The sequence below is a fragment of the Paenibacillus sp. URB8-2 genome (genome assembly GCF_013393385.1).
Lineage (GTDB): Bacteria > Bacillota > Bacilli > Paenibacillales > Paenibacillaceae > Paenibacillus_AQ.
Genome location: NZ_AP023239.1, coordinates 3458921 through 3484763, shown reverse-complemented (window position 1 = coordinate 3484763; position 25843 = coordinate 3458921). Strand labels below are relative to the sequence as shown.

General features: G+C 48.4%; 26 protein-coding genes and 1 pseudogene. 18 read left to right on the top strand and 9 right to left on the bottom strand.

What is annotated here, in order from left to right:
• The first annotated feature begins 79 nt into the window (after window positions 1-79).
• Both PUR_RS16010 and PUR_RS16005 read left to right on the top strand, forming a co-directional pair.
• On the top strand, window positions 80-1093 hold the full coding sequence (locus PUR_RS16010; RefSeq protein WP_179036104.1) for a zinc-dependent alcohol dehydrogenase family protein: 1014 nt from the start codon (window positions 80-82) through the stop codon (window positions 1091-1093).
• A 340-nt stretch (window positions 1094-1433) separates the two neighbouring features.
• The gene (locus PUR_RS16005; RefSeq protein ID WP_179036103.1) at window positions 1434-2339 is read left to right on the top strand and encodes a nucleoside hydrolase; all 906 of its coding nucleotides are present in this window, start codon (window positions 1434-1436) and stop codon (window positions 2337-2339) included.
• A 150-nt stretch (window positions 2340-2489) separates the two neighbouring features.
• Here the strand turns inward: PUR_RS16005 and PUR_RS16000 are convergent.
• Window positions 2490-3532, bottom strand: a protein-coding gene (locus tag PUR_RS16000; RefSeq protein WP_442953843.1) for an IS630 family transposase whose coding sequence is annotated in 2 segments (ribosomal slippage) — window positions 2490-2923 and window positions 2923-3532 — 1044 coding nt in all. Because the reading frame shifts where the segments join, the coding sequence is not laid out codon by codon here.
• Between the two features lie 87 nt (window positions 3533-3619).
• Between PUR_RS16000 and PUR_RS15995 the strand changes: the two genes are divergently transcribed.
• Window positions 3620-4225: a polymer-forming cytoskeletal protein gene (locus tag PUR_RS15995; RefSeq protein WP_179036102.1), complete on the top strand. Its 606-nt coding sequence runs from the start codon at window positions 3620-3622 to the stop codon at window positions 4223-4225.
• A gap of 101 nt (window positions 4226-4326) precedes the next feature.
• Here PUR_RS15995 and PUR_RS15990 read toward each other — a convergent pair whose 3' ends face one another.
• On the bottom strand, window positions 4327-4974 hold the full coding sequence (locus tag PUR_RS15990) for an HD domain-containing protein (RefSeq protein ID WP_179036101.1): 648 nt from the start codon (window positions 4972-4974) through the stop codon (window positions 4327-4329).
• A gap of 220 nt (window positions 4975-5194) precedes the next feature.
• On the opposite strand from PUR_RS15990, the pseudogene PUR_RS15985 reads away from it, so the two are divergent.
• Window positions 5195-5479, top strand: a pseudogene (locus PUR_RS15985) (ATP-binding cassette domain-containing protein); the annotation flags it as partial.
• A 92-nt stretch (window positions 5480-5571) separates the two neighbouring features.
• On the opposite strand, the gene PUR_RS15980 reads toward PUR_RS15985, so the two are convergent.
• Window positions 5572-6537, bottom strand: coding sequence for a lipase family protein (locus PUR_RS15980; RefSeq protein ID WP_332107904.1), 966 nt, complete (start codon window positions 6535-6537; stop codon window positions 5572-5574).
• A gap of 70 nt (window positions 6538-6607) precedes the next feature.
• Here PUR_RS15980 and PUR_RS15975 point away from each other — a divergent pair, with 70 nt between their 5' ends.
• A complete protein-coding gene (locus PUR_RS15975; RefSeq protein ID WP_179036100.1) occupies window positions 6608-8716 on the top strand; it encodes a thioredoxin domain-containing protein in 2109 nt (702 codons plus the stop codon).
• A 123-nt stretch (window positions 8717-8839) separates the two neighbouring features.
• A complete protein-coding gene (locus PUR_RS15970) occupies window positions 8840-9181 on the top strand; it encodes an LSm family protein (protein ID WP_232101531.1) in 342 nt (113 codons plus the stop codon).
• Between the two features lie 140 nt (window positions 9182-9321).
• Here PUR_RS15970 and PUR_RS15965 read toward each other — a convergent pair whose 3' ends face one another.
• Window positions 9322-9618, bottom strand: a complete 297-nt coding sequence (locus PUR_RS15965; protein WP_179036098.1) for a YxcD family protein — start codon at window positions 9616-9618, stop codon at window positions 9322-9324.
• Entirely contained in the window at window positions 9618-10055 is a 438-nt protein-coding gene (locus PUR_RS15960) for a hypothetical protein (protein ID WP_179036097.1), read from the bottom strand. Before PUR_RS15960 ends, PUR_RS15965 begins: the two co-directional genes overlap by 1 nt.
• 466 nt (window positions 10056-10521) lie before the next feature.
• Between PUR_RS15960 and PUR_RS15955 the strand changes: the two genes are divergently transcribed.
• Window positions 10522-11142 (top strand): NUDIX hydrolase, encoded by a 621-nt coding sequence (locus tag PUR_RS15955; protein ID WP_179036096.1) that lies wholly within the window; start codon window positions 10522-10524, stop codon window positions 11140-11142.
• A gap of 61 nt (window positions 11143-11203) precedes the next feature.
• Here the strand turns inward: PUR_RS15955 and PUR_RS15950 are convergent, their stop codons facing one another.
• Together PUR_RS15950 and PUR_RS15945 are read right to left on the bottom strand one after the other, a co-directional pair.
• On the bottom strand, window positions 11204-11770 hold the full coding sequence (locus PUR_RS15950; RefSeq protein ID WP_179036095.1) for a beta-class carbonic anhydrase: 567 nt from the start codon (window positions 11768-11770) through the stop codon (window positions 11204-11206).
• A 23-nt stretch (window positions 11771-11793) separates the two neighbouring features.
• Complete coding sequence (locus tag PUR_RS15945) at window positions 11794-12168, bottom strand: iron-sulfur cluster biosynthesis family protein (RefSeq protein WP_179036094.1); 375 nt, start codon at window positions 12166-12168, stop codon at window positions 11794-11796.
• A 150-nt stretch (window positions 12169-12318) separates the two neighbouring features.
• On the opposite strand from PUR_RS15945, the gene PUR_RS15940 reads away from it, so the two are divergent.
• A complete protein-coding gene (locus PUR_RS15940; protein ID WP_179036093.1) occupies window positions 12319-13848 on the top strand; it encodes a carboxypeptidase M32 in 1530 nt (509 codons plus the stop codon).
• 73 nt (window positions 13849-13921) lie between these two features.
• The gene (gene trhA / locus PUR_RS15935) at window positions 13922-14569 is read left to right on the top strand and encodes a PAQR family membrane homeostasis protein TrhA (RefSeq protein ID WP_179036092.1); all 648 of its coding nucleotides are present in this window, start codon (window positions 13922-13924) and stop codon (window positions 14567-14569) included.
• 241 nt (window positions 14570-14810) lie between these two features.
• On the opposite strand, the gene dhaK is transcribed toward trhA, so the two are convergent.
• Window positions 14811-16565 carry a dihydroxyacetone kinase subunit DhaK gene (gene dhaK / locus PUR_RS15930; protein ID WP_179036091.1) on the bottom strand — a complete coding sequence of 585 codons (1755 nt, stop codon included), beginning with the start codon at window positions 16563-16565 and terminating at the stop codon, window positions 14811-14813.
• A 246-nt stretch (window positions 16566-16811) separates the two neighbouring features.
• On the opposite strand from dhaK, the gene dhaS reads away from it, so the two are divergent.
• Both dhaS and dhaQ read left to right on the top strand, forming a co-directional pair.
• On the top strand, window positions 16812-17384 hold the full coding sequence (dhaS, locus tag PUR_RS15925; protein WP_179037943.1) for a dihydroxyacetone kinase transcriptional activator DhaS: 573 nt from the start codon (window positions 16812-16814) through the stop codon (window positions 17382-17384).
• 17 nt (window positions 17385-17401) lie between these two features.
• Window positions 17402-18400: a DhaKLM operon coactivator DhaQ gene (dhaQ, locus tag PUR_RS15920; RefSeq protein ID WP_179036090.1), complete on the top strand. Its 999-nt coding sequence runs from the start codon at window positions 17402-17404 to the stop codon at window positions 18398-18400.
• 102 nt (window positions 18401-18502) lie between these two features.
• Here dhaQ and PUR_RS15915 read toward each other — a convergent pair whose 3' ends face one another.
• Window positions 18503-19342 (bottom strand): MIP/aquaporin family protein, encoded by an 840-nt coding sequence (locus tag PUR_RS15915; RefSeq protein ID WP_179036089.1) that lies wholly within the window; start codon window positions 19340-19342, stop codon window positions 18503-18505.
• Window positions 19343-19793: 451 nt separating this feature from the next.
• On the opposite strand from PUR_RS15915, the gene PUR_RS15910 reads away from it, so the two are divergent.
• From PUR_RS15910 to PUR_RS15880, 7 genes are all read left to right on the top strand, one after another.
• The gene (locus PUR_RS15910; protein ID WP_179036088.1) at window positions 19794-20150 is read left to right on the top strand and encodes a putative DNA-binding protein; all 357 of its coding nucleotides are present in this window, start codon (window positions 19794-19796) and stop codon (window positions 20148-20150) included.
• Window positions 20151-20171: 21 nt separating this feature from the next.
• Window positions 20172-21566 (top strand): signal recognition particle protein, encoded by a 1395-nt coding sequence (gene ffh, locus PUR_RS15905; RefSeq protein ID WP_179036087.1) that lies wholly within the window; start codon window positions 20172-20174, stop codon window positions 21564-21566.
• 300 nt (window positions 21567-21866) lie between these two features.
• Window positions 21867-22139 (top strand): 30S ribosomal protein S16, encoded by a 273-nt coding sequence (gene rpsP / locus PUR_RS15900; protein ID WP_025691349.1) that lies wholly within the window; start codon window positions 21867-21869, stop codon window positions 22137-22139.
• Window positions 22140-22164: 25 nt separating this feature from the next.
• Window positions 22165-22395, top strand: a complete 231-nt coding sequence (locus PUR_RS15895) for a KH domain-containing protein (protein WP_025335405.1) — start codon at window positions 22165-22167, stop codon at window positions 22393-22395.
• Between the two features lie 149 nt (window positions 22396-22544).
• Window positions 22545-23069 carry a ribosome maturation factor RimM gene (rimM, locus tag PUR_RS15890; RefSeq protein ID WP_179036086.1) on the top strand — a complete coding sequence of 175 codons (525 nt, stop codon included), beginning with the start codon at window positions 22545-22547 and terminating at the stop codon, window positions 23067-23069.
• A 2-nt stretch (window positions 23070-23071) separates the two neighbouring features.
• Window positions 23072-23863, top strand: a complete 792-nt coding sequence (trmD, locus tag PUR_RS15885) for a tRNA (guanosine(37)-N1)-methyltransferase TrmD (RefSeq protein WP_179037942.1) — start codon at window positions 23072-23074, stop codon at window positions 23861-23863.
• 738 nt (window positions 23864-24601) lie between these two features.
• Window positions 24602-25603 carry an acyltransferase family protein gene (locus PUR_RS15880; RefSeq protein WP_179036085.1) on the top strand — a complete coding sequence of 334 codons (1002 nt, stop codon included), beginning with the start codon at window positions 24602-24604 and terminating at the stop codon, window positions 25601-25603.
• The last annotated feature ends 240 nt before the right edge of the window (window positions 25604-25843 follow it).

Below are 25843 nucleotides of genomic sequence, written 5' to 3'. Positions count from 1 at the left end.
ACTATTAAGTGCCTCCTTACTTAAGTGTAGTATATGTATTAATGTATGTCTATACCATTCGAAAAAGGAGAGATTTCTCATGAAAGTATACGAGATTCAAGGTGAATTTGGAATAGATCAACTAAAGGCAGCAGAGCGTCCAATACCGGTTCCTGGTCCTGGTGAAGTTCGCATCAAAATGCGCGCGGTTTCTCTTAACTCCAGAGATTTGGGTGTAATTGATGGGTTTTATAATCCCGATTTGAATAGACCATTAATTCCGGTTTCTGATGGTGTGGGCGAAGTTGTCGCTTTAGGAGAGCATACGACGAAGTTCAAGATTGGTGATCGGGTGAGCGGTATTTTTACTCAAAGTTGGATTTCCGGAGAGGCTACACAAGAGAATTGGGTGAGTGCGCTGGGAAGTCCGCTGGATGGGCTGCTTGCGGAATATGCCGTACTTCCCGAGAAAGGATTGGTTCGTGTGCCCGATCATTTGACGGATGAAGAGGCGGCAGCCCTTCCTTGCGCAGGAGTGACGGCATGGCATGCCATCGCCCAAGAGGGCAAAGTCAAAGCAAGCGATACAGTTGTCGTTCAAGGAACAGGCGGAGTCTCTCTATTCGCGCTTCAATTCGCCAAGCTTCATGGAGCAACCGTAATCGTAACGTCAAGCAGCGATGAGAAGCTTATGCGAGCGAAGGGACTTGGTGCGGATTTCGGAATCAATTACAAACAAACGCCTGAATGGGATAGGGTCGTTCTTGAACTGACGGGCGGACGCGGAGCAGACCATATCGTTGATCTCGGAGGATCGGCTACACTGAACAAGTCCATTGCGGCGCTGCGGGTAGGCGGGCAGATCAGCTTGGTAGGAGGTCTTTCGGGCTACCAGGTGGATGGTTTTGCAATAATCCCCGCTATTTTAAGAAAAGCGCGCCTGCAAGCAATCAACGTCGGGAGCCGTGACATGTTTGAAACAATGAACCGGGCAATACAGCAAAACGGGCTTCGCCCGGTCGTTGACCGTGTATTTCCATTCGAACGCGCTGTCGAAGCGCTGCGTTACTTGGCGGAGGGCTCGTATTTTGGGAAGATTTGCATTGCATTTTAACTTAACATTAGAGCACAAAATCCCCCTTTCGGGGGATTTATTTCCGATTTCCTGATGGGTCAGGGGAAGGTCTATGGATTAAAGCTGCGTAACCCGTATGAACGAAATAGCATGGAACAAGTAAGAAGGCGCTGCTGATCATGTGAAGTGCACCCTTAGGAAGCACATTAGAGAATCCCTCGGGTTAGACTAATGAACATTCCATCGGGTGCATTTTTATTCCGAAATCTTATAACAATTTTATTTAAAATTTGATAAAATCATAACATGACTTCCGCCATCGCAAAAAACCGCTGGTGCAGGATGGATAATAACCGAGGCATTAGGAGAGGAATAGGATATGCACCGTTTAATTATCGACACGGATATCGGCAGCGATATTGATGACGCCATGGCGCTTGCGCTGGCGATGAAATCACCGGAACTGATGCTCGAAGGTGTCACGACGGTTTACGGAGATGCAGATTTACGCGCCCGTATGGTTGTCAAAATGCTTCAACACGGCGGCAGAAAAGACGTTCGCGTATTCGCCGGTCTGGATCGGCCGCTGCTCGGCAACCGTGAAGTATGGATGGCTGGACACGAAGGGAAAGGGCTTATTGAGGAAGAAGAATCGCTTCCTTACGAAGAGCGCCATGCTGTCGATTTCATCATCGATACCATTATGGCGAATCCGGGCGAAATTACGCTGGTGCCGATCGGACCGCTAACGAATATCGCCGCATGCCTGATCCGCGAGCCGAGGATCGCTCACAACGTCAAAGAAATTATTTTGATGGGCGGCGTTACCAGACTTGGCCGCAACGCCGCCGAACTGCCTGTGGTTGAGCATAATATTGTCAGCGACCCGGAAGCGGCGTCCGTTGTATTTGACAGCGGCGCTCCAATCGTAATGGTCGGACTGGACGTCACCCTACAGGTCGTTATTACCGATGAACACCGCAAACGGCTGCAGTCGACGAAAGATCCGCTGAATGCCGCGCTGGCCCGCCAGATGGAGTACTGGTTCGATTTTATCAAGTCCGATAAAACGTTTATGCATGACCCGCTCACCGTCTCGATTCTCATCGATCGCTCGCTCGTCAAAACCGAAAAAATGAAAGTGACCGTCGAATACGATCACCGTGCGAAGACAGGGCGGACCGTCGCTGTCCGTGCGGAGGACGGTAATGTCGAGGTTTGCCTTGAAGTGGACAGTGGACGGTTTCTGACGATGCTGTTGCACCGTTTGACAGGACAAGCCTGATTCGATGAATAAGCGATTAGAATGCAAAGTAGAAAACTTCGCCAATTTGTAACTTACATCACTTGTTATTCTCATCGTTTAATATATAATTTTTTTATAAACACAATTAGGGGGAAAAAGTTATGAAGCTATATATTCGGCATTTAATATTTAGAATTGAAGACATAAGCGTTCAACTGTGGCAGCGGGCGTTTCATTAATCAAACGGATAAATCCTTGAACAACTTTGCGAATTTTTTGTACCGAGTCGAAGAAGACATTATGAATTACGGATGATTTTAACCAGCCCCACAATTCTTCAATCATGTTCAAATTCGGACTATACGGAGGCAAATAAACCAAGGTGAGTTTGGCTTGATGTTCTTTTAAAAAAGGCTGGATGAGGTCTGCGTGATGAATTCGTGCATTGTCCAAAATCATCACGATTCGGTCGCCTTCATACTTTTCCAAGACGCGTTCCAGAAAGGACAAGAATTCTTTGGCGGTATACTGTTCTTCTTGTACGCAAAACACTTCGCCGGATTCATAATCCAGCGTCCCGATCAGCTTCGCTCCCCAATGCTTGCCGTAGGTGGGAATGATTTTTGCTGCCCCTTGGGAAACCAGGTACGAGAAAGCGCTTGGTAATCCCGGATCATGGACTCATCTTCAAACAGAATCCGGTCGATGCGCCCAGCGAGGAGTTTTTTAACTCCTGAAAGTGTTCTTTGAATTCTTCTTGTTTCTGTGGGTCTGCTTTTAGCCAGTGTGTAGGTCGGCTTCGTAAAGCTAAGCTTCAAACGGTACAAAAGGTCTCGTGTCCCTCGATCCGAATACCGAATATTCCACTTTTGTTCGATCCATTTCCGAACGAGTGGAGAAGTCCAGTTCATCTGGGAAGGAAATCCTTGATCCTCGGGCGTTTGATTCGTTATCACTTCATACACTTGTTGCTCTTGTTCAGCAGTTAACAAGCGATGTCGTCCTGGAGGACGTCCGATTTGTAGCCCCTGCATCCCTTGCTCTCGGTAAGCTTTGCTGTAGTTATATAAGGTCGCAACCGTTCGTCCTGTCACTTCGGAAATTCGTTCGTAGGATTCGCCAAGTAACAGCAGGAGGATCGTCTGATACCTTTCGTGCATCCGTAAATCTTTGTTTATTTTCATCGCGGCTTTGATTTCCAGAATGGCTGCTGCTTTGTGTTCTTCTGCCACACCAACTCGTACACTCATTTGTATCGTCTCCAATAATCATCGTATTGAAGACTATTATACTGGAATTTATTTCTTTGTGGGTTGTGCATGATCGCTCAACTCAATTTATTTTTCGCCGGGTATATAGTTAAAGGTTTGTTGGTTGCAGGTGTCGCGGCTGCGGTATTGTCCGGTTGCGGCAGTAATAATGATCAAGCGGCTAATTCCGCGGCAAGCCCGGCAGCAAGTGCTGCGGCAAGTCCTGCAGCGAGTGCGCCGGCAGCAGATGCGACGACTACAGCGTCCATCGTTAACCAAGCGGACGCTTTTAAAGCGGCAGTAAGCGAAAACGGAAACTGGATCATTGCTATTCTTAATGATTTGACGGTCGATGGAGAGGTTGTAGTAGCCGGTGAATTCCATGATAAAGGCGACGCGGCTAAAGATATTTACCGCAAAATCGCCCTTTATGCGCAAGATGCGGATCGCAACATCACTGCATCCTACACTCTTACAGTTCCTAAATTCACTGTAAAAAGTGAAAACCTGAAAGTCCATGGCGGAACGATCAAAGGCGACGTTTACGTGCAAGCCAACGGATTTACCCTTGATAAAACCGCAACGGTAGACGGCAACATTTTCTATGCAAGCGCGGATTTCCAAGCCTCCGCCAAAGTAGACGGTAAAGTAACCGGAGAAGCTAAAGTCCAATAATTGCAACAGCAGAACCGTTAACAGAACCTAGAATTTAAAGTCTAATGTTTAGCCTGCAAACAAAGCCCCCTATGGAGTCTTCGGTTGCAGGCTTTTCGTTATCAAATTTCTCCATTCCATTCCGCATAGAAATGATTTAAAAACTCCACGATAATGTCGTGTCTTATCTGGGCCTTTTGTGCTCCAATTTCCGTATTCATTAAATCTTTTAATAATAATAGTTTTTCATAGAAGTGGCTGATTGTATCGTTTCCGGTGCAACCATCTATATCTTTAGCAGTTTCTTTGTTAAATGCCGGATTATACATAGGTCTGTTGATATGTCCTCCATAAGCAAATGCTCTACCAATACCTATTGCGCCAATGGCGTCGAGCCGATCGGCATCTTGAACAATTTTGGCTTCTATAGTAGTCAATTTATGCTTATTGGTTCCTCCCTTAAAAGAAATATGATTCGCTATGTATATCACCTCTTCAATGATTTCATAAGAAACTTCCAATTCAATCAATAAATCCGAAATTATTCTTCTTCTGTCATCGTCAGTGTGTCCGAACTTATGGTCGGCTATGTCATGAAGTAAAGCTCCTAATTCAACAATAAAACAATCCGTTCCTTCGGTCTGTTTGGCAATGTCCAGAGCATTATTACTAACCCTGACAATATGCCACCAATCATGTCCGGACCCTTCACCCTCAAGTTTTCCTTTTACGAATTGTCTTGTTTTTTCGAGAACCAATTCCTTGTTCATCTTATAACCCCCCTAATATCTGTTAGCGTTCATCTCGAAAATTTCTTTCTCTGTTTTATAATATTTTCCGAATTTTTACAAGTTCCCTGATATATGCGGTGTCTATGTAATGTTAAGTATTACAGTTTTTGATCAGTCCTTGGGTACCTTTTTGTTTATATCCGGTTTAAATAAGTCAGTTACCATATTAATATATTCAGTCGTATAGGAGGATAAGCAAATGAATCAAAATTCGATCACTGCGCCGCACAATGAAAGTTGGGCAATCGAAGCGCATGGCCTCGTCAAGACATTTGGTGAGAACCGTGCGGTGGATGGTGTTAATCTGAAAGTGGGCACCGGTACGATCTACGGCGTGCTTGGTCCAAATGGAGCGGGGAAGACAACAACCATTCGAATGCTGGCAACCTTATTGCGGCCTGATGCAGGTTCGGCGAGCATCTTTGGGCATGATGTGGTGAAGGAACCGCAGATCGTGCGTCAATTGATTGGGGTCACCGGCCGCTGTCATTGTGGCGATCTTCGCGCCAATCACGGTACGCGCTTATATGCGCCGCACATAAGTATTAAACTGATGCAGGTATGATTAGGTAACCCTTACGATAGCGGGTTGCCTTTTTTAATCCCCTGTGAATTTGGGGGTCCATTTGGGGAAGCTTCAGTAGCTGGACAGAAGCCAGGATTCGTCACACATAACGATTGGGTGAAAGCCGGGTGGAGCCGGGAAAGCTCTGCGAAATAGCTTCCGATGATGTGATTGGCGCCAATGCCTCCATTCTGAAATGAAAGCGATGAGAAGGTCTGGACATGACTGTAATAGTATTTTTTCTCCCGCTTGGGCAGCTTGTAGACGGTTGGAGGAGTATAGGTTACCACATCATAGAGGTTGGCCGTGCGCCAGCTGTTCTTGACATATTCGGTGAAAGCTTTAGAAAATGCCGGATCGCCTACACGGGGAGAACCAAAAGTAAACAAGATAGGTGAGTGGTGTGCGGTATTGGCTGCAATATCAATCGCACATAATGTCGCGAGCGCCGCGCCGAGACTGTGGCCTGTAATGTACAGCGTCTTAGCTGGCGACAACCCGGTGAGTGCGGAAAATAGCTCATCGCGTGCCGAGGAATAGATGTCTGTGAAGCCCCGATGGGTGAGACAGTCCTGCTTGATATATTTAAACCTCTTTTGAGAGGCGATAATGTCCGAGATCCAATCGGACGTGGAACTGGTTCCCCTAAAGGCGATAATAATTTCTTGCGGGGATTCGATAATAAATCCGAAGCGCTCCCATTCATTGCTAATGGATTTTGCCTGAATGGTATGACTGACCGAGTAATTCAATGGAACAACGAATGAACCGTCTGTATTTGTAAATTGTGTATAAGTCTGACTGCAGACGGCAGCCAGAAAGATGGCCCGCAGCTCAATGCCGGTTTTCTTATGCAACTGCATCCCGCCCTTCTTTTCTTCCTTGTTTATGATAGAGACAGAAAGTTGGTGCTTGTCGATGAAACGTAAATTGCGCACAACATGGACATATTGTTGATTTTGAGCGGAAATCTCCACATTTTTTTAGGTGCGGCTTCAAAGGGTATATTATAATTATCGAAAAATACGTAAAAAAGGGGCTGTTCCCATGAACGAAGAAACCGTTCCACCGAAATACACCAACCGGTTAATCAACGAGAAGAGTCCTTATTTGCTCCAGCACGCGCATAATCCCGTGGATTGGATGCCTTGGGGCGAGGAAGCGTTCGTGAAGGCCAAAGCGGAGAACAAGCCCGTGTTTGTATCCATCGGTTATTCGACCTGTCATTGGTGTCATGTGATGGAAGAAGAGTCTTTTCAGGATGAAGAAGTTGCAGAGCTGCTGAACGGTCACTTCGTGGCAATCAAGGTCGACCGCGAGGAACGTCCGGATATCGACTCCCTGTATATGTCGGTCTGTCAGGCGATGACGGGAGGGGGCGGTTGGCCCTTAACAGTGGTGCTGACGCCGGAGAAGAAGCCGTTCTATGCCGGAACGTATTTTCCGAAGCGGCGGATGATGGGGCAGCTCGGACTGATGGAGGTTATGGATCAGATCCGGATGAAATGGGAGACGGACAGCATCAAGCTTACCCAACTGGGCGATGATCTTTTAACCGAAATTCAGGCGACGGCGTTAAAAAATCGCGGCGATGAAGAATCAGTCTTGTCGGCTGAACTGCTGCATCACGCCTTTCGGTTGTACAGCACGATATTTGATGAGACTTATGGCGGTTTCGGGCAGGCTCCGAAATTTCCGACACCGCATAATCTGTCTTTTCTGCTCGCTTACAGTCAGGCGTACGACAAACCGGAGGCACTGCGCATGGTCGAGAAGACGCTTGAGTCCATGTACAAGGGCGGTATTTACGACCATATCGGGTTCGGCTTTGCCCGTTACTCCACCGACGATCAATGGCTGGTGCCGCATTTTGAAAAAATGCTCTTCGACAACGCGCTGTTGGCCTCCGCTTATGTGGAAGCTTATCAGATCACCGGAAAGCCGCTGTACTCAGAGGTTGCTGAGAGCCTGTTCACTTATGTATTGCGCGGGATGACTTCACCCGAAGGGGCGTTCTATTCGGCGGAGGATGCCGATTCGGACGGTGAGGAAGGCGCATTTTATATTTTCAGCAGGGAAGAAATTGAGGAAGCGCTGGGCGTCCAAGATATGCATTCGTACTGTCATGTGTACGGGATAACGGAAGAGGGCATTTCGCGGGGATACAGCATCCCGAATCTGCTTGCAGGCCTTCCGGAAGAGCTTGCGGACAAGCTGGACATGAATCCTTTGGCCCTGCGCACCCGGATCGAGGAGTGGCGGGAGAAGCTGTTCGCTTACAGGGAGCAGCGTGTGCATCCGTCCAAGGATGACAAGGTGCTGACCTCGTGGAATGGCCTGATGATCGCGGCGCTGGCGAAGGGAGCCAAAGCGCTCCAAAAGCCGGAATACGCCAAAGCCGCCGGGGCGGCTGCCGATTTCATCTGGAGCAGACTGCGCCGTGAGGATGGCCGGCTGCTGGCTAGATACCGTGACGGCGAGGCCGCTTATCCGGGGTATGTGGACGATTATGCTTTTCTGATATGGGGACTGACCGAGCTGTATGAAGCCACCGGAACGGCAGTTTATCTGGAGCGCGCGCTTGTGCTTACAGACGGGCTGCTCGAACTGTTCACGGACGAAGAAGAGGGCGGATTTTTCTTCACGGGCAAGGATGCGGAACAGCTTCCCATCCGCTCGAAGGAGCTGTATGACGGAGCCATGCCGTCCGGCAACTCCGTAGCGGTGAAGACGCTGTGGAAGCTGGCGGCGATTACCCAGGACGTCAAGCTGAAAGGCGTAGCCGAGCGGACGGCGGCGGTGCTGGGCAAGGCCGCGATGAAATATCCCGCAAGCTATGGGATGTTCCTGCAAGCAATGCTTGTCATGACAAGCGGCGGCAAGGAATGGGTGCTGTCAGGTAAAAAAGAAGATCCGGCGCTGCACAGCATGATCTCGCTTGTACAGCAGGCTTATTTGCCTGACGCTTCACTGCTCATTCACTGGGAAGATCCAGCGGATGAGCTCGCGACTCTGCTGCCTCATCTGAAGGATAAACCCGCGGTCGGCGGTGAGGCTACTGCTTATGTCTGCCAGGATTTTGCCTGCCGCGAGCCGATCACAAGCCTGGAGGCAGTGCGGGAGCTCTTGGCGAAGAAAGAGCAGGATAAGCAATAACGGGCGGTTTACGGCTTACAAGAACATAGCGGGAATAAAGGCTGAGGATTACGGATGAGATGAACCACGGGATGGGCGATAGCATACGATAAAGTAAAGTCCATTGACGAAAGGTATGAGCTTATGTCGACATATTCCGGCCCGCAAACCCTGATTTACCAAGCGGATCCTACCTCTCTCCATCATGTGAAAAAAATGCGAGAATCGATGCATGGCGCGCTGAAGCCCTACATCAACCAGAAAGTCAAGGTGACCACGATCGACGGTGTAACCCACGAAGGTTATATCTCAGGTATCGACGAGGGACATCTTTATTTGACGGTTTCAATGCCTACTCACCACATGCGCAGCTACTATAATCCTTACTATCCGCCTTATCCGGTGTATCCGGTGTATCCGGTCTATCCGGGCAATGCGGTTCTGCCGCTGGTGCTGTTCAATTTGCTGGCACTTTCGCTGATTTAAGATCACGAAACGGAACCCCCTCCGGCAGGCATACTGCTCTTACGCGGGAAAAGAGGAAATAATACTTAAAAGAGCGTTCAACAGCCATATCGGCTGATGAACGCTCTTTGCATTTTTGCTTATTTCGACTGCCGCTCAAGCTAAAACGTCGACCCATTGACGACCGCCGTAATTTCTTCGTCCAGCTCCAGTCTTACATCCTCGCGGTAGGCGCGGATTTGGTACTCGGATTGAAGGTAGCGCAGAATCGCCTCGATCATATTGCTCTCGACCAGATACTGGCTGCGGCCCTGAGTCCACACCTCGGCGGTAAAGCCGGTTTCTTCCTCCCAACTGAGCTCAACCTGGACATCGGTTACTTTGATTCCCTTACGCTCAGCCATATGAATACAGATGGCATTGATAATCTCATCCATGCTGAGAACGGTAACGGACATTAGTACCGGCCATCCCGTTCATTAAAATTGCGGCGCCGTCTGCGGCGGAAGAGGGACAGGACGAGCATGACAACGAGATAGATCGCCAGCATATTAACCGCGAAGCCGAGCAAATTGCCGATGAAGCCCATGTTACCGAACAGACCGCCGAACATCAGACCTGCCAGACCGCCGAGCATCATGCCTTTCATAAAGCTGCCTCCGCTGAAAAATCCTCGGTTCGTCGTAGGCGCCGTAGTGCCGGCTGTTGTTCCTTTGGTGCCGTCGCTTTTATTTACATTGTTCTGTGTCGATTTATTCGGCGTCGTTGTGTAGCCCCGCTGCCCTGATTTGAAGCCGCCCCCGCCGCGCCGCGCATCCGCATAATCCGGAGCCGCCACCGCGAAGAAGAGAGTAAAGGCCATAACGATCATCATTGCGTTTTTTAGAAATTTCATTGAGTAACTTGACCTCCTAAAAGTTTTGTAAGCATAAGCTTCCAGTCTAACTTCGCAAAACTTGCTTCGGAAGCATATGCTTAGTTTTGATAGCATAAGCTCCCAGTCTAACTTCGCAAAACTTGCTTCGGAAGCATATGCTTAGTTTTGGTAGCATAAACTCCCAGTCTAACTTCGCAAAACTTGCTTCGGAAGCATATGCTTAGTTTTGATAGCATAAGCTCCCAGCTTAACTTCGCAAAACTTGCTTCGGAAGCATATGCTTAGTTTTGATAGCATAGGCTTTTGTTCTGGGTTTACCCGGTAATACGCGGACCTGCCAGGATGGTTTCATTTTTAAATGTTTTATTTTTAAGCTAGGCGGAGTGCCTGCAGTAAAATAGTGGACAACGGTTAGCCTGTACTGCCATACTTAAAAATATTCAATTAAGGGAAGATCGATCTTTCTGCTTGGGAGGGAAATGAAATGCCGCTGCCGGAAATGTTTGATATTTTTAATGAACAAATGATTCGGATCGGGACCGACAGCCGGAATAATGCGCACGCCAAAGGCCTGTGGCATCAAACGTTTCACTGCTGGGTCGTTAATCCTTCGGAGGGCGAAGGCGGAAGCCTGCTTTTTCAGCTGCGCCATAAGAACAAAGATACCTTTCCGGGACTGCTGGATACTTCCTGCGCGGGGCATCTTCAGGCCGGGGAATCGGTGGAGGACGGGGTTCGGGAACTTCAGGAGGAGCTCGGGCTTGCTGTCCCGTTTGAAGAACTGGTCTACTGCGGGATGGCTGCTGAAGAAAGCAACCCTTCGCCCGGGTTAATCGACAGGGAGTTCAGCCATGTCTTTCTGTATACCAGTGATCAAGAATTGGAGCAGTACCGCTTTCAGTGGGAGGAGATCTCCGGCTTATTTTTCGTGGGAATTCCAAAGTTTCGGCAGCTTGTTGGCGGGGAGACGGACGCTCTGCGAATTGAGGGAATCGTCGCGGATGAAGAAACGCAGTGTGTGAGCCGGGAGCAAAGGCTGGTGCGGCTAGAGGATTTCACGCCCAACTCCGAGGAATATTATCGGCTGCTGTTCAAGCGTTTATAGAATCCCCCCAAAAAAAAGGGCGCGGGTACAGTACCCGCGCAAACAGCAGTTCAGAGAGATGTCAATTGCTGGTGTACCCATCCGAGACAAGCTCCAGTGCACCGGTAGCCGGATCCATAATCATGCCATGAACGGGGACACCCGTTGGAAGTAATGGATGGCGCTTAATTAGCTCCACAGTTTGAATTACCCCTTCTTGAATGCTGTCAAACCCGCGCAGCCATTTGGTCAGCTTGATTCCCGAATTTTCCAAAGTGGACAGCACTTCTTCCGAAATGCCGCGCTCTTTAATCGAATTGATCATACGGTCTGCGTTCAGCGACGCCATGCCGCAGCCGTGATGACCGACGACGATAACCTCATCCGCGTTCAGCTCGTACAGGGCAACCATCACGCTGCGCATGACGCTTCCGAAGGGCTGGGAAATGACGGCTCCGGCATTTTTAATAACCTTGACGTCACCGTTTTTGAAATTCATCGCCTTCGGCAGAAGCTCTACTAGACGGGTGTCCATGCAGGTGATAATAATCATTTTTTTATCCGGAAAACGGCTGGTCAGATAGGCTTCGTACTCTTTGTTTTCCACAAATTTTTCGTTAAACTCCAGGATTTCGGAAATATGGCTCATGACGGCAGAACCTCCTCTGTAATTTAGGTACGGGTCCGAACTTCGCAAGCCGAAGCCTGTACCGGCTCGACTCCATTTAACCCCCGCATATCGCGTACCAGAATATTTTGACCATACAGCTGTGAATCACTGCTCAATTTAAAGGAAGAAGTGTTCTCATCGGCGTCCAGCTTTAACTGTTCTTCATAAAAAATCTCATGCTGGTTTCCGACAACTACAGGCAAATCCCCGGCTTCGACATGAAGGTCTCCGGTATCCGGCTTGTCCTGAATCAGCAGCACATTAATGCCGTCGCATCCACAGTCAACCGTATCGTAAAAGAGCTTGAATGTTCCCGGCTGGCTGCCCAGCCGCTCCTTCAGTCTTTTTTCCGCAAGCGGCGTCAGCTGAATTTTCATTTGCAATTCACGCTCCTCTTTCCTGTATCAGAACGTAAGCGGAGGCAAGATTCTTCAAATCTCAGACATTCCGCTCCGAAGTTGATTATACGCACTTAAAAAAGTATCATCAAGAGTAGCTTGCAAATTGCAGAAAGCGGGTGTGTATGATTGGAACAACAAATACAGGATCAATGGAACGTCTTCAGTGTTCTGCTGGCAAAAATTGGCGGATATCACGAAGCGATCGGCCTTCTGCATTGGGATCTGCGGACAGGCGCGCCGCGCAAGGGAACGGAAATCCGCTCGAAGACGATCGGCATGCTGAGCGGTGAGCTGTTCAAGCTGGAAACGTCGCCGGAAATGGGGCGGTTCACGGAGCTTTTCAGCCGACCGGAGATTGATAGCCAGCTAACGGATGTGCAGCGCAAAATCGTCAAGGACTGCCGGAAAGAGTATGAGCGCAGCAAGAGCATTCCGCCGGAGAAATATGAGGAATATGCCGTGCTGGCCGCCCAATCGGAGACAATGTGGGAGACCGCTAAGGAGAATAACGATTTTGCTTCTTTTGAGCCATTGCTGAGCCGGATCGTTGCCTTCAAACAGGAATTCATCGACTACTGGGGCGTGAAAGAAACGCGCTACGACACGCTGCTGGACATGTACGAGCCTGACCTGACAGTCCAAAAGCTCGATGGGATCTTTGACCGTCTGCGCAGCCGTCTAGTGCCGCTGGCCGAGCTGATCGCGGCTTCGCCAAACAAGCCGGACGGGGACATTTTGAACGGTACATTTAATAAAGAGTCGCAGGAGAAGTTCGGGCTCTTTATTTTGAAGCAGATGGGTTATGATTTCGAAGCCGGCCGTCTGGACGAGAGCGTGCATCCTTTTGCCACGGGGCTGAATCCGGGAGATGTCCGCATTACGACGAATTACCTGCCGGATAACGTGACCAGCTCCATTTTCAGTTCTCTTCATGAAGGCGGCCACGCGCTGTATGAACAGAACATCGATAAGAACCTTGTGGGTACGCCGCTTGCGCAGGGCGCTTCGATGGGCATTCACGAATCCCAATCCAGACTATGGGAAAATATGATCGGCCGCAGCCGCGCGTTCTGGAACCGGTATTACGGAGATTTGCAGCAGCATTTTCCGGAGACGTTCGCGGGTGTGGAACCGGAGGATTTCTACCGGGCGATCAACCGGGTGGAGAATTCCCTGATACGCATTGAAGCCGACGAACTGACCTATAACCTGCATATTATTATACGCTATGAGATCGAGAAGCTTATTTTTAATGAAGGTCTTACCGTTCAGGAGCTGCCGGAGGTGTGGAACTCGAAGTACCAGGAATACCTTGGCATTACGCCGCCGAGCGACAGCCTGGGTGTACTGCAGGACGTGCACTGGTCGGGCGGGGATTTCGGCTATTTCGCCTCTTATTCGCTGGGCAACATGTATGCGGCGCAAATTCTGCATACGCTGCACAAAGAGCTGCCGGAACTCGACTCTCTGGTGTCTTCGGGAAATCTGCTGCCGATTAAGGAATGGCTTACGGATAAAATCTACCGTTACGGCATGAGCCAGACCCCGTCGCAAATTATCGAACGGGTAACCGGCGAACCGCTGAATCCTGATTATCTGGCAGATTATTTGGAAGCGAAGTACAGCGATATCTATCACCTGGAGCAGGCGGAATAGTCTGGGCGACATTGGAATGTCTTACACTGAACGGATATAATAGAAGAAAAATGTGAACGGAAGGAGACGGGATATGGCGAATACGTACACTTACAGCCGGAGGGAAGAGGTTGCGAACGCTATAACGCACGGCATCGGAGCTATTCTTAGTGTGGCCGCGCTTGTCCTGCTCATTGTTTTTTCCAGCTTGAGGGGCACAGCCTGGCATGTTGTCAGCTTCTCCATCTATGGAACGACAATGCTGCTGCTTTATCTGAATTCGACAATGGTACACAGCCTTAAAGAAGGCAAACTGAAGGATCTGTTCGAGTTCTTCGATCATTCTTCGATTTATTTGTTCATCGCCGGTACCTATACGCCATTTCTGCTGGTCGCTCTTCGCGGTACGCTCGGCTGGAGCTTGTTCGGCGTCATTTGGGGCATTGCCTTCTTCGGGGTTCTGTTCAAAGCCTTCTTCACGAAAAAGTTTTTGTTCATGTCGACGATTTTTTATATCGCCATGGGCTGGCTGATCGTGATCGCCTGGGCCCCGCTAACGGCGGCCGTGGCGGACGGAGGAATGGCGCTACTGATGGCGGGCGGCATTTTGTACACGCTGGGAACCATTTTTTACGTCTGGCGAGGCTTCCCTTTCCACCATGCAGTCTGGCATGTGTTCGTGCTGCTGGGCAGTGTGACGCACTTTTTCGCGGTGCTGCTGTACCTGCTGCCCATTCGCTGAACGCCTGATTTGCAGGTGCATTTTGTTTCTTTGGTCAGCCGTTGACAATGTCTCATTAAGGCTATTGGCTCCAGAATGGAGATGCAGTATCCGAACTTGAACATAAACATAGCGAATGGAAGTAACCCCGCACCGGCCAGGACAGGAGTAATCCGAACGGATGCGGGGTTGCTGCATGCAAGAACAATATGAAGTTAACACCCTATGCGGGCAAGATGATTAGTACAAGAAGCTTGTACGTTTATTTTAAGCTGCGAGATAATTCTGTAAAGATAACCCCCAGCGCAAAGGCGCCGGCATCAGGGTAACCTAAGCTTCTTTCTCCAACTGTTCCGGCGCGTCCCATCCTAGCCACGATTTCTTTTGTCTTCTCTGCCCCCTCAACAGCAGCTTTAGCCGCCTTTTCGAAGGCGATTTTGAAATCATCACCGGCTGCCGTACTTTCTGACCAGGAATCTGCAAATGGCACCAGCGCATCCACAAGCGTTTTATCCCCCACCACAGCTCCTCTCCCGAAGGATCGTTCGCCGACAAGTTGGATTCCCTTAATGGAAGCATGCAGCATGTTTGCGTACTCTGCGACCGTTAATTCCATTTTATCTCCCACGGCTTTACCTGCCGCCCGGAATGCAGCGCCCCAGATGGGTCCGGACGCGCCTCCGCAATGCTCCATAATAACCATTGAACAAGCATCCAGAAACGTTCCTATAGTGAGCTTGTCCTGGCTTAGAATGAAATTCCATTCCCGTTTTAATTGCTTGAACCCCTTAGAGATACTCATCCCGAAATCTCCATCGCCTGCATGCGAATCCAATTCACAGAAAGGCACTTCGTTCTTGATAATGATCTCGCTCATTTTATCGATCATATAGATCATGTTATCCAATGTGGCTGTTCCCCGTATTACGGCGTGTTCTTCCAGTGTTTCTGCCAGGAAAGAAGCCGGCTTCTTATCCCCGTTTTCCTCCAAGCTTATGTATTCCACCCCTGGAACTGGTCCGTCTACCCGGAACGCCGGTGCATGACATTCTTTAGATAGTAAGGTCTTCAACTCATCGTCCAGCTTCATCACCGTTAAGGAAATGCCGGCCATATCAATACTAGTCATGTAGTTGCCAACAAATGTCCGGTATACACGGATCTTTCTGTCAGCGAATTCCCGGATAACCGCATTGTTAAAGAGATATAGCTCCTGTAAAGGTGTGGCGCCGAAGCCGTTAACCAAGACAGCAATTTCGGCAGAACCATCATCCTCGATTCCCAAATCCTTAAGAAGATCAGTGGTCATACGCGAGGCCATTTCGTTTGCGGTCACTATTTTTTCCCGTCTTATGCCTGGCTCTCCATGAATGCCCACACCGTATTCCATTTCGTCTTCGCCTATTTTGAACGTCGGCGATCCATTGGCTGGTACCGTACAGGAAGTTAAAGCAAGGCCAATGCTTCTAACATTCACTGCTGCTTTTTCCGCTACGGCTTTAACCTGCATTAGATTTCTTCCTTCCTCCGCAGCTGCTCCAGCGATCTTGTGAACCAGCACGACACCTGCGACCCCGCGGCGTCCAACCGTATAAAGGCTGTCTTCTACCGCAATATCATCATCCACCCGGATATACTCGACTTGAATGCCGTCTTCAGCAGCCAAGTGGGCGCCATTCTTAAAGTTCATGACATCTCCACTATAATTTTTGATTATCAGGAGGGTGCCTTGTTGGCCGGCTGTTGCTTTAATGGCCTGATACACCTGGATTTGGGAGGGGGAAGCATACACGTCGCCACATACGGCGGCATCAAGCATCCCTTTGCCCACTAAGCCGGCATGCGCCGGTTCATGACCACTGCCTCCACCGCTGATCAGGGTTACTTTATTGTCGTTCATTTCTTTTTTCTTGATAATCTTGTACTTCCTTATTAATTCAAGCTCCGGATGGGCGATGACCATCCCGTTGCACATTTCCATGACGAGAGTTTCCGGTTTATTCATGATCTTCTTCACTTCTTATTCCTCCCATAACAATAAAAATGTAGTAGTTCTCATATTACAGGAAGGGCTCCTTCAAGATAAAGCGCTTTATTGTACGCAACAGGTGCCGGTTTCCAATAATATGATTACTACCTATATTACGTTGGAAGCGTTTTATCGTAAACGGACAAAATCAGCTATGTGTCTAAAACCGGTCCCTTCATTTAGCAGGATGATTTTGTTATGATAAAAATGAAAACAATTCTAGGGATGATTATAATGACTGCATCTATCATCACCAAAAAGATCATAGCCAACTCCTTAAAGCAATTAATGGAAACGGAATCATTCCATAAAATATCCGTAAGTGATATTATGGCGGATTGCCAGATGCGCAGGCAAACCTTTTACTATCATTTCATAGATAAATTTGAATTGCTGGGCTGGATTTATAAGGAGGAAACCAAGGAGAATATTGAAGACTTCTTGGAATATGAGAAATGGGAGAATATATTCGACTTATTAATTGATTACTTTCACGAAAACCAGCGGTTTTACAGGAAAGCATTCAAGGTAATTGAGCAGAATTCATTTAATCAATATTTATTTGAACATACCCAAAGTCTATATATTAAGATTATTGATGAGCTATTAACGGACAGCCAGTTAGAGATTCCCGAAGAGAGCAAGCAAACACTTGCTTCTTTTTATAGTCACGGGTTTGTGGGCACCATAAAAGATTGGATAGAGAACAATTGCGTAATTAAACCATTCGTCTTGTCTTCGTTAATGAAAGATATGATTCATAATCAGCTCTTACTTTTACTCCAGCAATCTGCCAACCGAATTTAATAAGGTGGTGATAACAAATGCCAAAGATCATGAATGATATTCAGAATATGGTTCGTAATATGCTTTATGGTTTCTATTTCGAACATAGAGACAGATTATCCTATAACTCCAAACATAATATTATTTACCGGAAGGACCTTGCAAACATACAGCAAGAAATTGTCTTGATTAGCGGAGGGGGGAGCGGTCATGAACCGGCTGATATCGGCTATGTAGGAGAGGGAATGCTATCCTTGGCGGTAGTTGGCAAAATATTCACTCCCCCTACACCAGAACAAGTTTTGGAGGCCATACGTTTAGTTGACAGTAGCAAGAGTGTGATGTTAATTATCAAAAACTTTAGTGCTGATGTGGACAGCTTCCTAAAGGCTGAGGCTTTAGCCAAAGCAGAAGGGAGAAGGGTCGATCATGTCATTGTCAACGACGATATCTCAATCGAGGATGACGCAACCTTCAACAAAAGAAGAAGAGGGGTAGCCGGGACAGTTTTCGTTCACAAAATCCTTGGAGCTGCAGCGATGGAAGGATATTCTCTGCTGCAATTAAAGGAGCTTGGGAATTCCGTCATTAGACGTCTTCATACGCTAGGAGTCGCCCTCTCGCCAGCCAAAGACCCAACCAAAGGCGAGGTTTCTTTTACCTTGGAGGACAACGAAGCTTATTATGGAGTCGGCATTCATGGAGAGAAAGGGTACCGAAAAGAGGTATTTTATTCATCTGAAAAGTTGGCCATTGAGCTGATGAATAAGCTGAAGAGTGTTTATCGTTGGAAAAGAAATGAAAGGTTCGCGGTTCTTGTTAATGGAATGGGCGCTACACCTTTAATGGAGCAATATATTTTTGCGAATGACGTTCGCCGGTTATGCGAGCTTGATAACTTGGATATCCGGTTTGTAAAAGTTGGAGCCCATTTTACCTCCTTGGATATGGGGGGGATTTCATTAAGTTTGCTTCGAATAAAGGACTCGAATTGGGAGAAATGGTTAAAGACCCATGTTGAAGCAGCGAACTGGTAGATAGCACCTTCGTGACGAATAAGACTAGCCCCTGGTATTGGTTGAACACATCAGGGGCTTTGGTTTCTTTAGAATTCCACTAGTTGGCTTCAAAATGAAGTGCTATGATACTTGCTTATTTTGCTTCTTAATAAACGGATGGTGACTGAAGAATTTGGCGGAGTCCGTTGCTCGAACGATCATAACCAATACCGCTGCTATTCCAATCAGGATAAACAAGGCATAAATAGAACCGGTTACATATAAAGCATGATGGAATTGTGCGCCCAATACCCCCCCGACAATAGGTCCGGCTACTGGAATCCATGAGTATTTCCAATCGGAGGAGCCCTTTCCCGCTATAGGAAGTAAAAAATGGGCAATACGCGGGCCTAAGTCGCGAGCGGAGTTAATGGCAAAGCCGGTTGTCCCTCCTAGAGATAAACCGATGGCTGTTATAAAGAAACCGATAATAATGGGATTAAGTCCTTCTGCAAACCGGTTGGCGCCAATACACAGTAACCCGAACATTAATACAGCAGTGCCAAATATCTCGCTCATTAAATTAGAAGGTGTATGCCGAATAGCAGGACCGGTTGAAAATACAGCCAACTTGGAACCCGGGTCTTCTGTTTCTTTCCAATGAGGGAAGTAGTATAACCAGAGTAGAACCGCTCCAAGAAAAGCGCCGGTCATTTGAGCTAACAGATAAATGGGGACTTGCCCCCAAGGAAAAGCTCCTATTGAAGCTAGCCCGATGGTGACGGCCGGATTCAAGTGTGCACCGCTTATACCGCCTACTGCATAAATGGCGAAAGCGACAGCAAATCCCCATCCCATCGTAATGACAATCCACCCCGAGTTCTGTGCCTTTGATTTATGCAGCACGACACCACCTACAACACCGCAACCCAAAAGAACCAGAATTAATGTGCCGATCACTTCACCCATGAATGCAGACATATGATAGCTCCTTTCGAATTTAGAAAAACGTTTTCATAAATACAATACTAAGATGTAAGCGTTTTATGGTAAACGGACAAAATAGGTGGATTGTCAAAAAAAGGGGCATGAACGAAATCCGCTTCTCAGCCATGAATTGTCCTTACATCCGGTATCCCCCGCTTCTGAACTATGACCCATAAGAGGGACAGCGCTACGAAATCATTAATCGCTCCATTCGGGCCCCACCAAATCTGTCCCAACCTGCTTAAGTGCCAGTTTGACCAAGGTGAGCCTGAGAAAGTGTTTCTCACTGACATCATCTATCTGCGCTATGGAAGCGGGCAATGGGCACATCTGTCTGATTAAAAAGTGACAAGCAAAAATGCTTGACATCTTTCTTTGTTTTAGGTATTATAAGGAGCGTTGAAATGGTGTAAAGTGTTTTTCCTTGACGAAGGGAGTGCCCTTGATGAGTCAGGGTAATCGGCTAGAGAAAACCAACCGAATTAATTTATTGTTCGCATTCTATGAACCTCTGCTTACCGACAAGCAGCAGACGTTTCTGAAATATTATTTCCACGACGATTTCTCGCTGGGAGAAATCGCCGCCGAATTCGATATCAGCCGCCAAGCCGTGTATGAGCATATCAAGCGCGCCGAGCAAGTGCTGGAGAACTATGAGAACAAGCTGGGGTTATTGGCGAAGCATGAAAGCCGCACCCGGTATTTGGAAGAACTGCGCAGCCTGCCGAAGGACGTAGTGCTGCCTGAGCCGTTCAAACGGCGTTTTGCGGATATTGTGGATTCTTTGGAGAAGCTGGAGTAGCTTGAAGGGAGAAGGCAGCCTATGGCATTTGAAGGATTAACCGGAAGACTGCAGAGTGTGTTCAGCAAGCTGCGCGGCAAAGGCAAAGTATCCGAAGAAGACGTAAACGAGGCAATGCGCGAGGTGCGACTTGCGCTGCTCGAAGCGGACGTTAACTTCAAGGTTGTCAAAGACTTTGTTGCCAAGGTGAAGGAGAAATCGGTCGGCAAGGACGTGATGGACAGCTTCACGCCGGGCATGGTCATCATCGACATCGTCAACAAGGAACTTACCGATCTGATGGGCGGAAGCCAGGCCAAGCTGGCCAAGGCGAACAAGCCGCCTACCGTTATTATGATGGCGGGCCTTCAGGGCGCCGGTAAGACGACCACTTCCGGCAAGCTGGCTAAGCTGCTGCAAAAGGGAAATCATCGCCCGCTGCTCGTGGCCGGCGACATCTACCGTCCCGCAGCAATCAAGCAGCTTGAGGTGCTCGGTGAGCAGATCAAGGTGCCGGTGTTCTCGCTGGGCGACAAAGTAAGCCCGGTGGAAATCGCCAAGCAGGGCCTGCAGCACGCCAAGGACAACAATCTCGATTACGTTATTATCGATACCGCCGGCCGCCTGCATGTCGATGAAGAGCTCATGGAAGAGCTGAAGCAGATTCACGCTACTGTGAAGCCGGACGAAGTGCTGCTGGTTGTCGACGCTATGACCGGCCAGGATGCCGTGAACGTGGCTGACAGCTTCAACAAGCAGCTTGAGCTGTCCGGCGTCGTGCTGACGAAGCTCGACGGCGATACGCGCGGCGGCGCCGCCCTGTCCGTCAAGGCCGTAACCGGCTGTCCGATCAAGTTCGCCGCTCTCGGCGAGAAGATCGACGCGCTGGAGCCGTTCCATCCGGAGCGGATGGCGTCCCGTATTCTCGGCATGGGCGACATGCTGTCGCTGATCGAGAAGGCGCAGGCCAACATCGACGCCGACAAGGCGAAGGAAATGGAACGTAAGATGCGCAACGCGGAGTTTACGTTCGACGATTTCCTGGAACAAATGGATCAGGTCAAGAAGCTCGGCCCGATCGATCAAATCCTCGACATGCTCCCGGGCATGAACAAAGCCAAGGGCATGAAGGATTTGAAGGTCGACGACAAGCAGATGGGCCGCGTCGAAGCCATCGTGCATTCGATGACGAAGCAGGAGAAGAGCCAACCCGAGATCATCAACCATAACCGCCGCAAGCGGATCGCCACCGGCAGCGGCACCTCGCTCGCCGAGGTGAACCGGCTCATCAAGCAGTTCGATGAGATGCGCCGGATGATGAAACAGTTCTCCGGCATGATGGGCGGAATGGGCGGAGGAGGCAAAGCCTCCAAGAAGAATGCCATGAAGCAGCTTAAGGCGCTCGGCGGCAAAGGCATGAAGTTCCCTTTCCGTTAATGCTTAATCTTTAGTCTTTAATATTTTGTTCGAGATTAACCATTGTACAACATAGGTTAATCAACTCTCTTAAGTCTTTTGCAGTTAGTTTTCAGGGTTCAACCCGTGACTAGATACATTGACAGTTAAGCGTGTCCCGTCAGGGACGAAAAGCGATCATTACCCTAACAGTCCAAGGTCCCGCCAGTCCATCCGCCAACGCCAATTGCCATTAGCGGGTGTCCAGAGGGCGGCAGCCCTTGGGGCCCTCCCCATCGGGGAGGGTTTGGGAGGGGATATTCTTATAAGGAGGTGAATTTCGTGGCAGTACGTATTCGTCTGAAACGTATGGGTGCTCATAAAGCGCCTTTCTATCGTGTAGTGGTTTCCGATTCCCGGTCTCCTCGTGACGGTCGTTTTATCGAGGAAATTGGTTACTATAACCCGGTTGCACAACCGGCAGTAGTGAACATCGATGAGGAAAAAGCACTCAAGTGGCTTCAAACCGGTGCGCAAGCATCCGACACCGTTCGCAACTTGCTGAGCAAAGCGGGTGTGTTGAAGAAGTTCCATGAGTCTAAGCAAGCGAAATAATGACTGATGATTGCGAGGGTCCTCTATGGAAGAATTAGTTGCAGTTATTGCTAAGGCTTTAGTGGATCATCCGGAAGATGTAACGGTGCGGACCGTGGAGAAGGATCATCTGATTGTCTATGAATTGTCCGTTCATCCTAATGATGTGGGCAAGGTGATCGGCAAGCAGGGACGGATCGCCAAAGCGCTCCGGACAGTCGTTACATCGGCAGCAGTCAAGAGCGATAAGCGCGTCACCGTGGATATTTTATCCTGATCGGTGTCATGTGAAAAGGGGCTGGGGATCACTGGATTCCGGCTCCTTTTGTGCTAATTTTGACATTAATAGACCTTCCCGCGGGCATAGGCTGCTTATACCGGGGAACGTTATGAATATAAAGCTGAAGTGGTAAGGGAGTGGATGGCATGACGGAGTCATTGTTAACGGTAGGCAAGCTGGTCAATACCCACGGCATTCGTGGGGAGATCAAAGTGTTGTCCCGAACCGATTTTGCCGAGGTGAGATTTGCGCCGGGCAGCAAGCTGCTGATTATACCGGAAGACGGAAAAGGACGGCTTGAGGTCACCGTGGAAGCGGCACGCGAACATAAGGGCATGTATATCGTGAAGCTGAAGGGCTATAGCGATATCAACCAGGTCGAAAAATACAAAGGCAGCCTGATCAAAGTGACTGAGGGCGCTCGGGTAGAACTGCCGGAGAACGAATACTATTTTCACGATATTATTGGCTGTGAGGTCTTTACGGAGGAAGAAGGGAACGCACCTCTTGGTGTCATTACCGAAATTTTGACGCCAGGGGCCAATGATGTCTGGGTGGTCAAGCGCCCGAAAGGTCAGGATCTTCTGATTCCGGTCATTGACGATGTGGTGATTGACGTCGATGTGCCGAACAAACGGGTCAAGATTCAACTGATGGAAGGATTGCTGTGATGATCCGAGTTGATGTGTTGACGCTTTTTCCGGAAATGTGTGAAGGCGTGTTCGGGACGAGCATTCTGGGGAAGGCGCAGGAAAAAGGCATCGCCAAGCTGAGCGCGGTGAACTTCCGCGATTTTGCGAACAACAAGCATAACAGCGTTGACGACACCCCTTATGGCGGAGGAGGGGGGATGGTGCTCAAGCCCGAGCCGATTTTTGCCGCGGTGGAGCATCTTCTGGATGATCTGAAGGAAGAGCACGCCAAACCGCGGATTATTCTCATGTGCCCGCAAGGCCGGACCTTCGATCAGCGAATTGCCGAGGAGCTGGCTGGCGAGAAGCATCTCATTTTTATTTGCGGCCACTATGAGGGGTATGACGAGCGCATCCGGGAGCATCTCGTTACCGATGAACTGTCGATCGGCGATTATGTGCTGACCGGCGGGGAGCTGCCTGCCCTCACGGTTATAGATGCGGTTGTACGTCTGCAACCGGGGGCGCTGGGAAATGAATCCTCCGCCGTAACCGATTCGTTCAGCACGGGGCTGCTGGAATATCCGCATTATACGCGGCCTGCCGAGTTCCGGGGCTGGAAGGTGCCGGATATGCTGCTGAGCGGCCATCATGCCAATATCGAAGGGTGGCGGAAGGAGCAAGCGCTGAAGCGGACGCTGGAGCGCAGACCCGATCTGCTGGAAAAGGTGGAGCTTACACCGAAAGACCTTAAACTGCTGGAGCGGTTGAAGGCGGAGAACAAAGAAGCTTGCGGCGGCAGCCGCAGCAGTGAAGAGAAGGCGTCTTTTTAACGGACAAGTTAAAAAGGCGTTTTTTTGTTGACACAGACCTTGGCTTACCACGCAGAGTTTCCAGAATATTCGAAATAAAAAAAGGGGGAAATAGCCGTCATAAAAAGTTCATCAAAGCCATATATTGTAGAGGTGTCGTTGCCTGCTGTTTTGGGGTAATAAGATAAGGCGCCGTAAATACTAGAGAAGGCTAACCAGCGAAAGGATGAACTTTGAAATGACAACAAAGACTCATGACGAATTCAAGCCAAATACGAACCCGACCTCCAAGGAAGCGGAGCCGCTCCGCACGGTCAGCGATATCATCGACTTCTATAAGAACCGGAAATCTTAAAGCCCTATAACCGCTGCCAAGTGGCAGTGATGCCTATTCATCGGCCCTGCTAAGGCCAGTCAGAGATCTGTTTCCAGTAGACCGCTTATCCGTGGACCCTGGTTCAAGGCTAAGCGGTCTTGTGCTTTTCTTATCGATATGATCCGGTCAATGAAAAAAGACCGTCCGAAGACGGTCTCTCTACCCGAGGCGCTTAACTTTCGTGATCCGTATCCCGCGCCACCAAGGCCGATTCATTAGCCAATGGTCCGGGTAAGGGATACGTTCAGCATGTCATTATTAATGTGAACGCACCTCCTTTCCTTGTAGGGATAGTATAGCACAGCGCCTAAAAATTATCTATAAAATTCTAAATATATTTTTGGTTTATAATTATTTCATATCCATTCAACTGGGGGGACTTTATGAACAACCTTAATTACAAGGTAATTAGCAAGTACAGAACGGAGCTTATGGGGATCGCGATATTATGGATTGTATTTTTTCATTCTACGATTAACGTCTCGTCTGTTCCAATCCTCAATACAATTAAAGCAACCGGTTATGGGGGAGTGGATATTTTTTTAATGCTATCGGGTTTGGGGTTGTACTTTGCATGGCAGAAAGATAATAACGTAATTACATTTTATAAGCGAAGACTCCTGCGGATTCTTCCCACCTATCTTACCGTTGTGTTTATCATTTGTTTTTTTGAATGGTATAAAGGTGAAATGTCGCTTACAGATGCAGTTTTAAATTTGACCACGCTAAGCTTTTGGTTGAACTCGGATAAGAAATTTGATTGGTACGTTCCTGCGATTTTGGTTTTATATTTCTTTACGCCTTTCTTTATGAGCTTCTTTAAGTCGAAAAACAAATATATTATACTTTCTGCGGTAGGTATTGGTGCATTACTGTTATCCGTTGCTATTTCTCCAACCCCATTATCGTATTTGCTTATTTTCACGATCAGAATTCCTGTTTTCTTCACTGGGTTTCTTGTCGGGTATTGGATTGAAATCCACAAAAAAACTACTGTGGCACATGTAATCATTAACTTAGCGGCAGCCATTTTCGGGTTGACCTCTTTACTTATCAGTCTGAAATATTTACCTGACGAATACTTATGGAATTATGGAATATGGTGGTACCCTTTTATTTTAATCACGCTGCCTTTGTGTTTGTTTCTTGCTGCTTTTTTACAATTTATTTCAAAGCGTGGCGTTAAAAAGTTTATCTTCTTGACCTTCTGCGGCACACACAGTCTTGAAATCTATTTGATTCATGAACGGATTTTACATCTCACATCTAAAATAAGCAAAAGTCTCGATAATCTTGCGTATAATTTAATCTGCATTGTCATTACTCTATTATTAGCGGTCCTTCTAAAAAAGGTAATAGCCGGTGTTACCTCAAGATTCAGCTAAATTTCACCTTGATTTGTGGGACAACCTAGCACTCTTGCAGCGGGAACCCTTGGGGTCTGGACTTCAGAATTATACGACGAATCCCTTATTTATCAACGTTTTTGACGCTGGACTTTGTACATTTACGGTACAAAGGTGAGCGGCTACATACATTAAATTTTCAGCGCTGAACCATCGCAAACACGCGAAGGGGAGGCGTTTTTTTGTGGATAATCGTATAGGCAAACGGTATAAAAATGG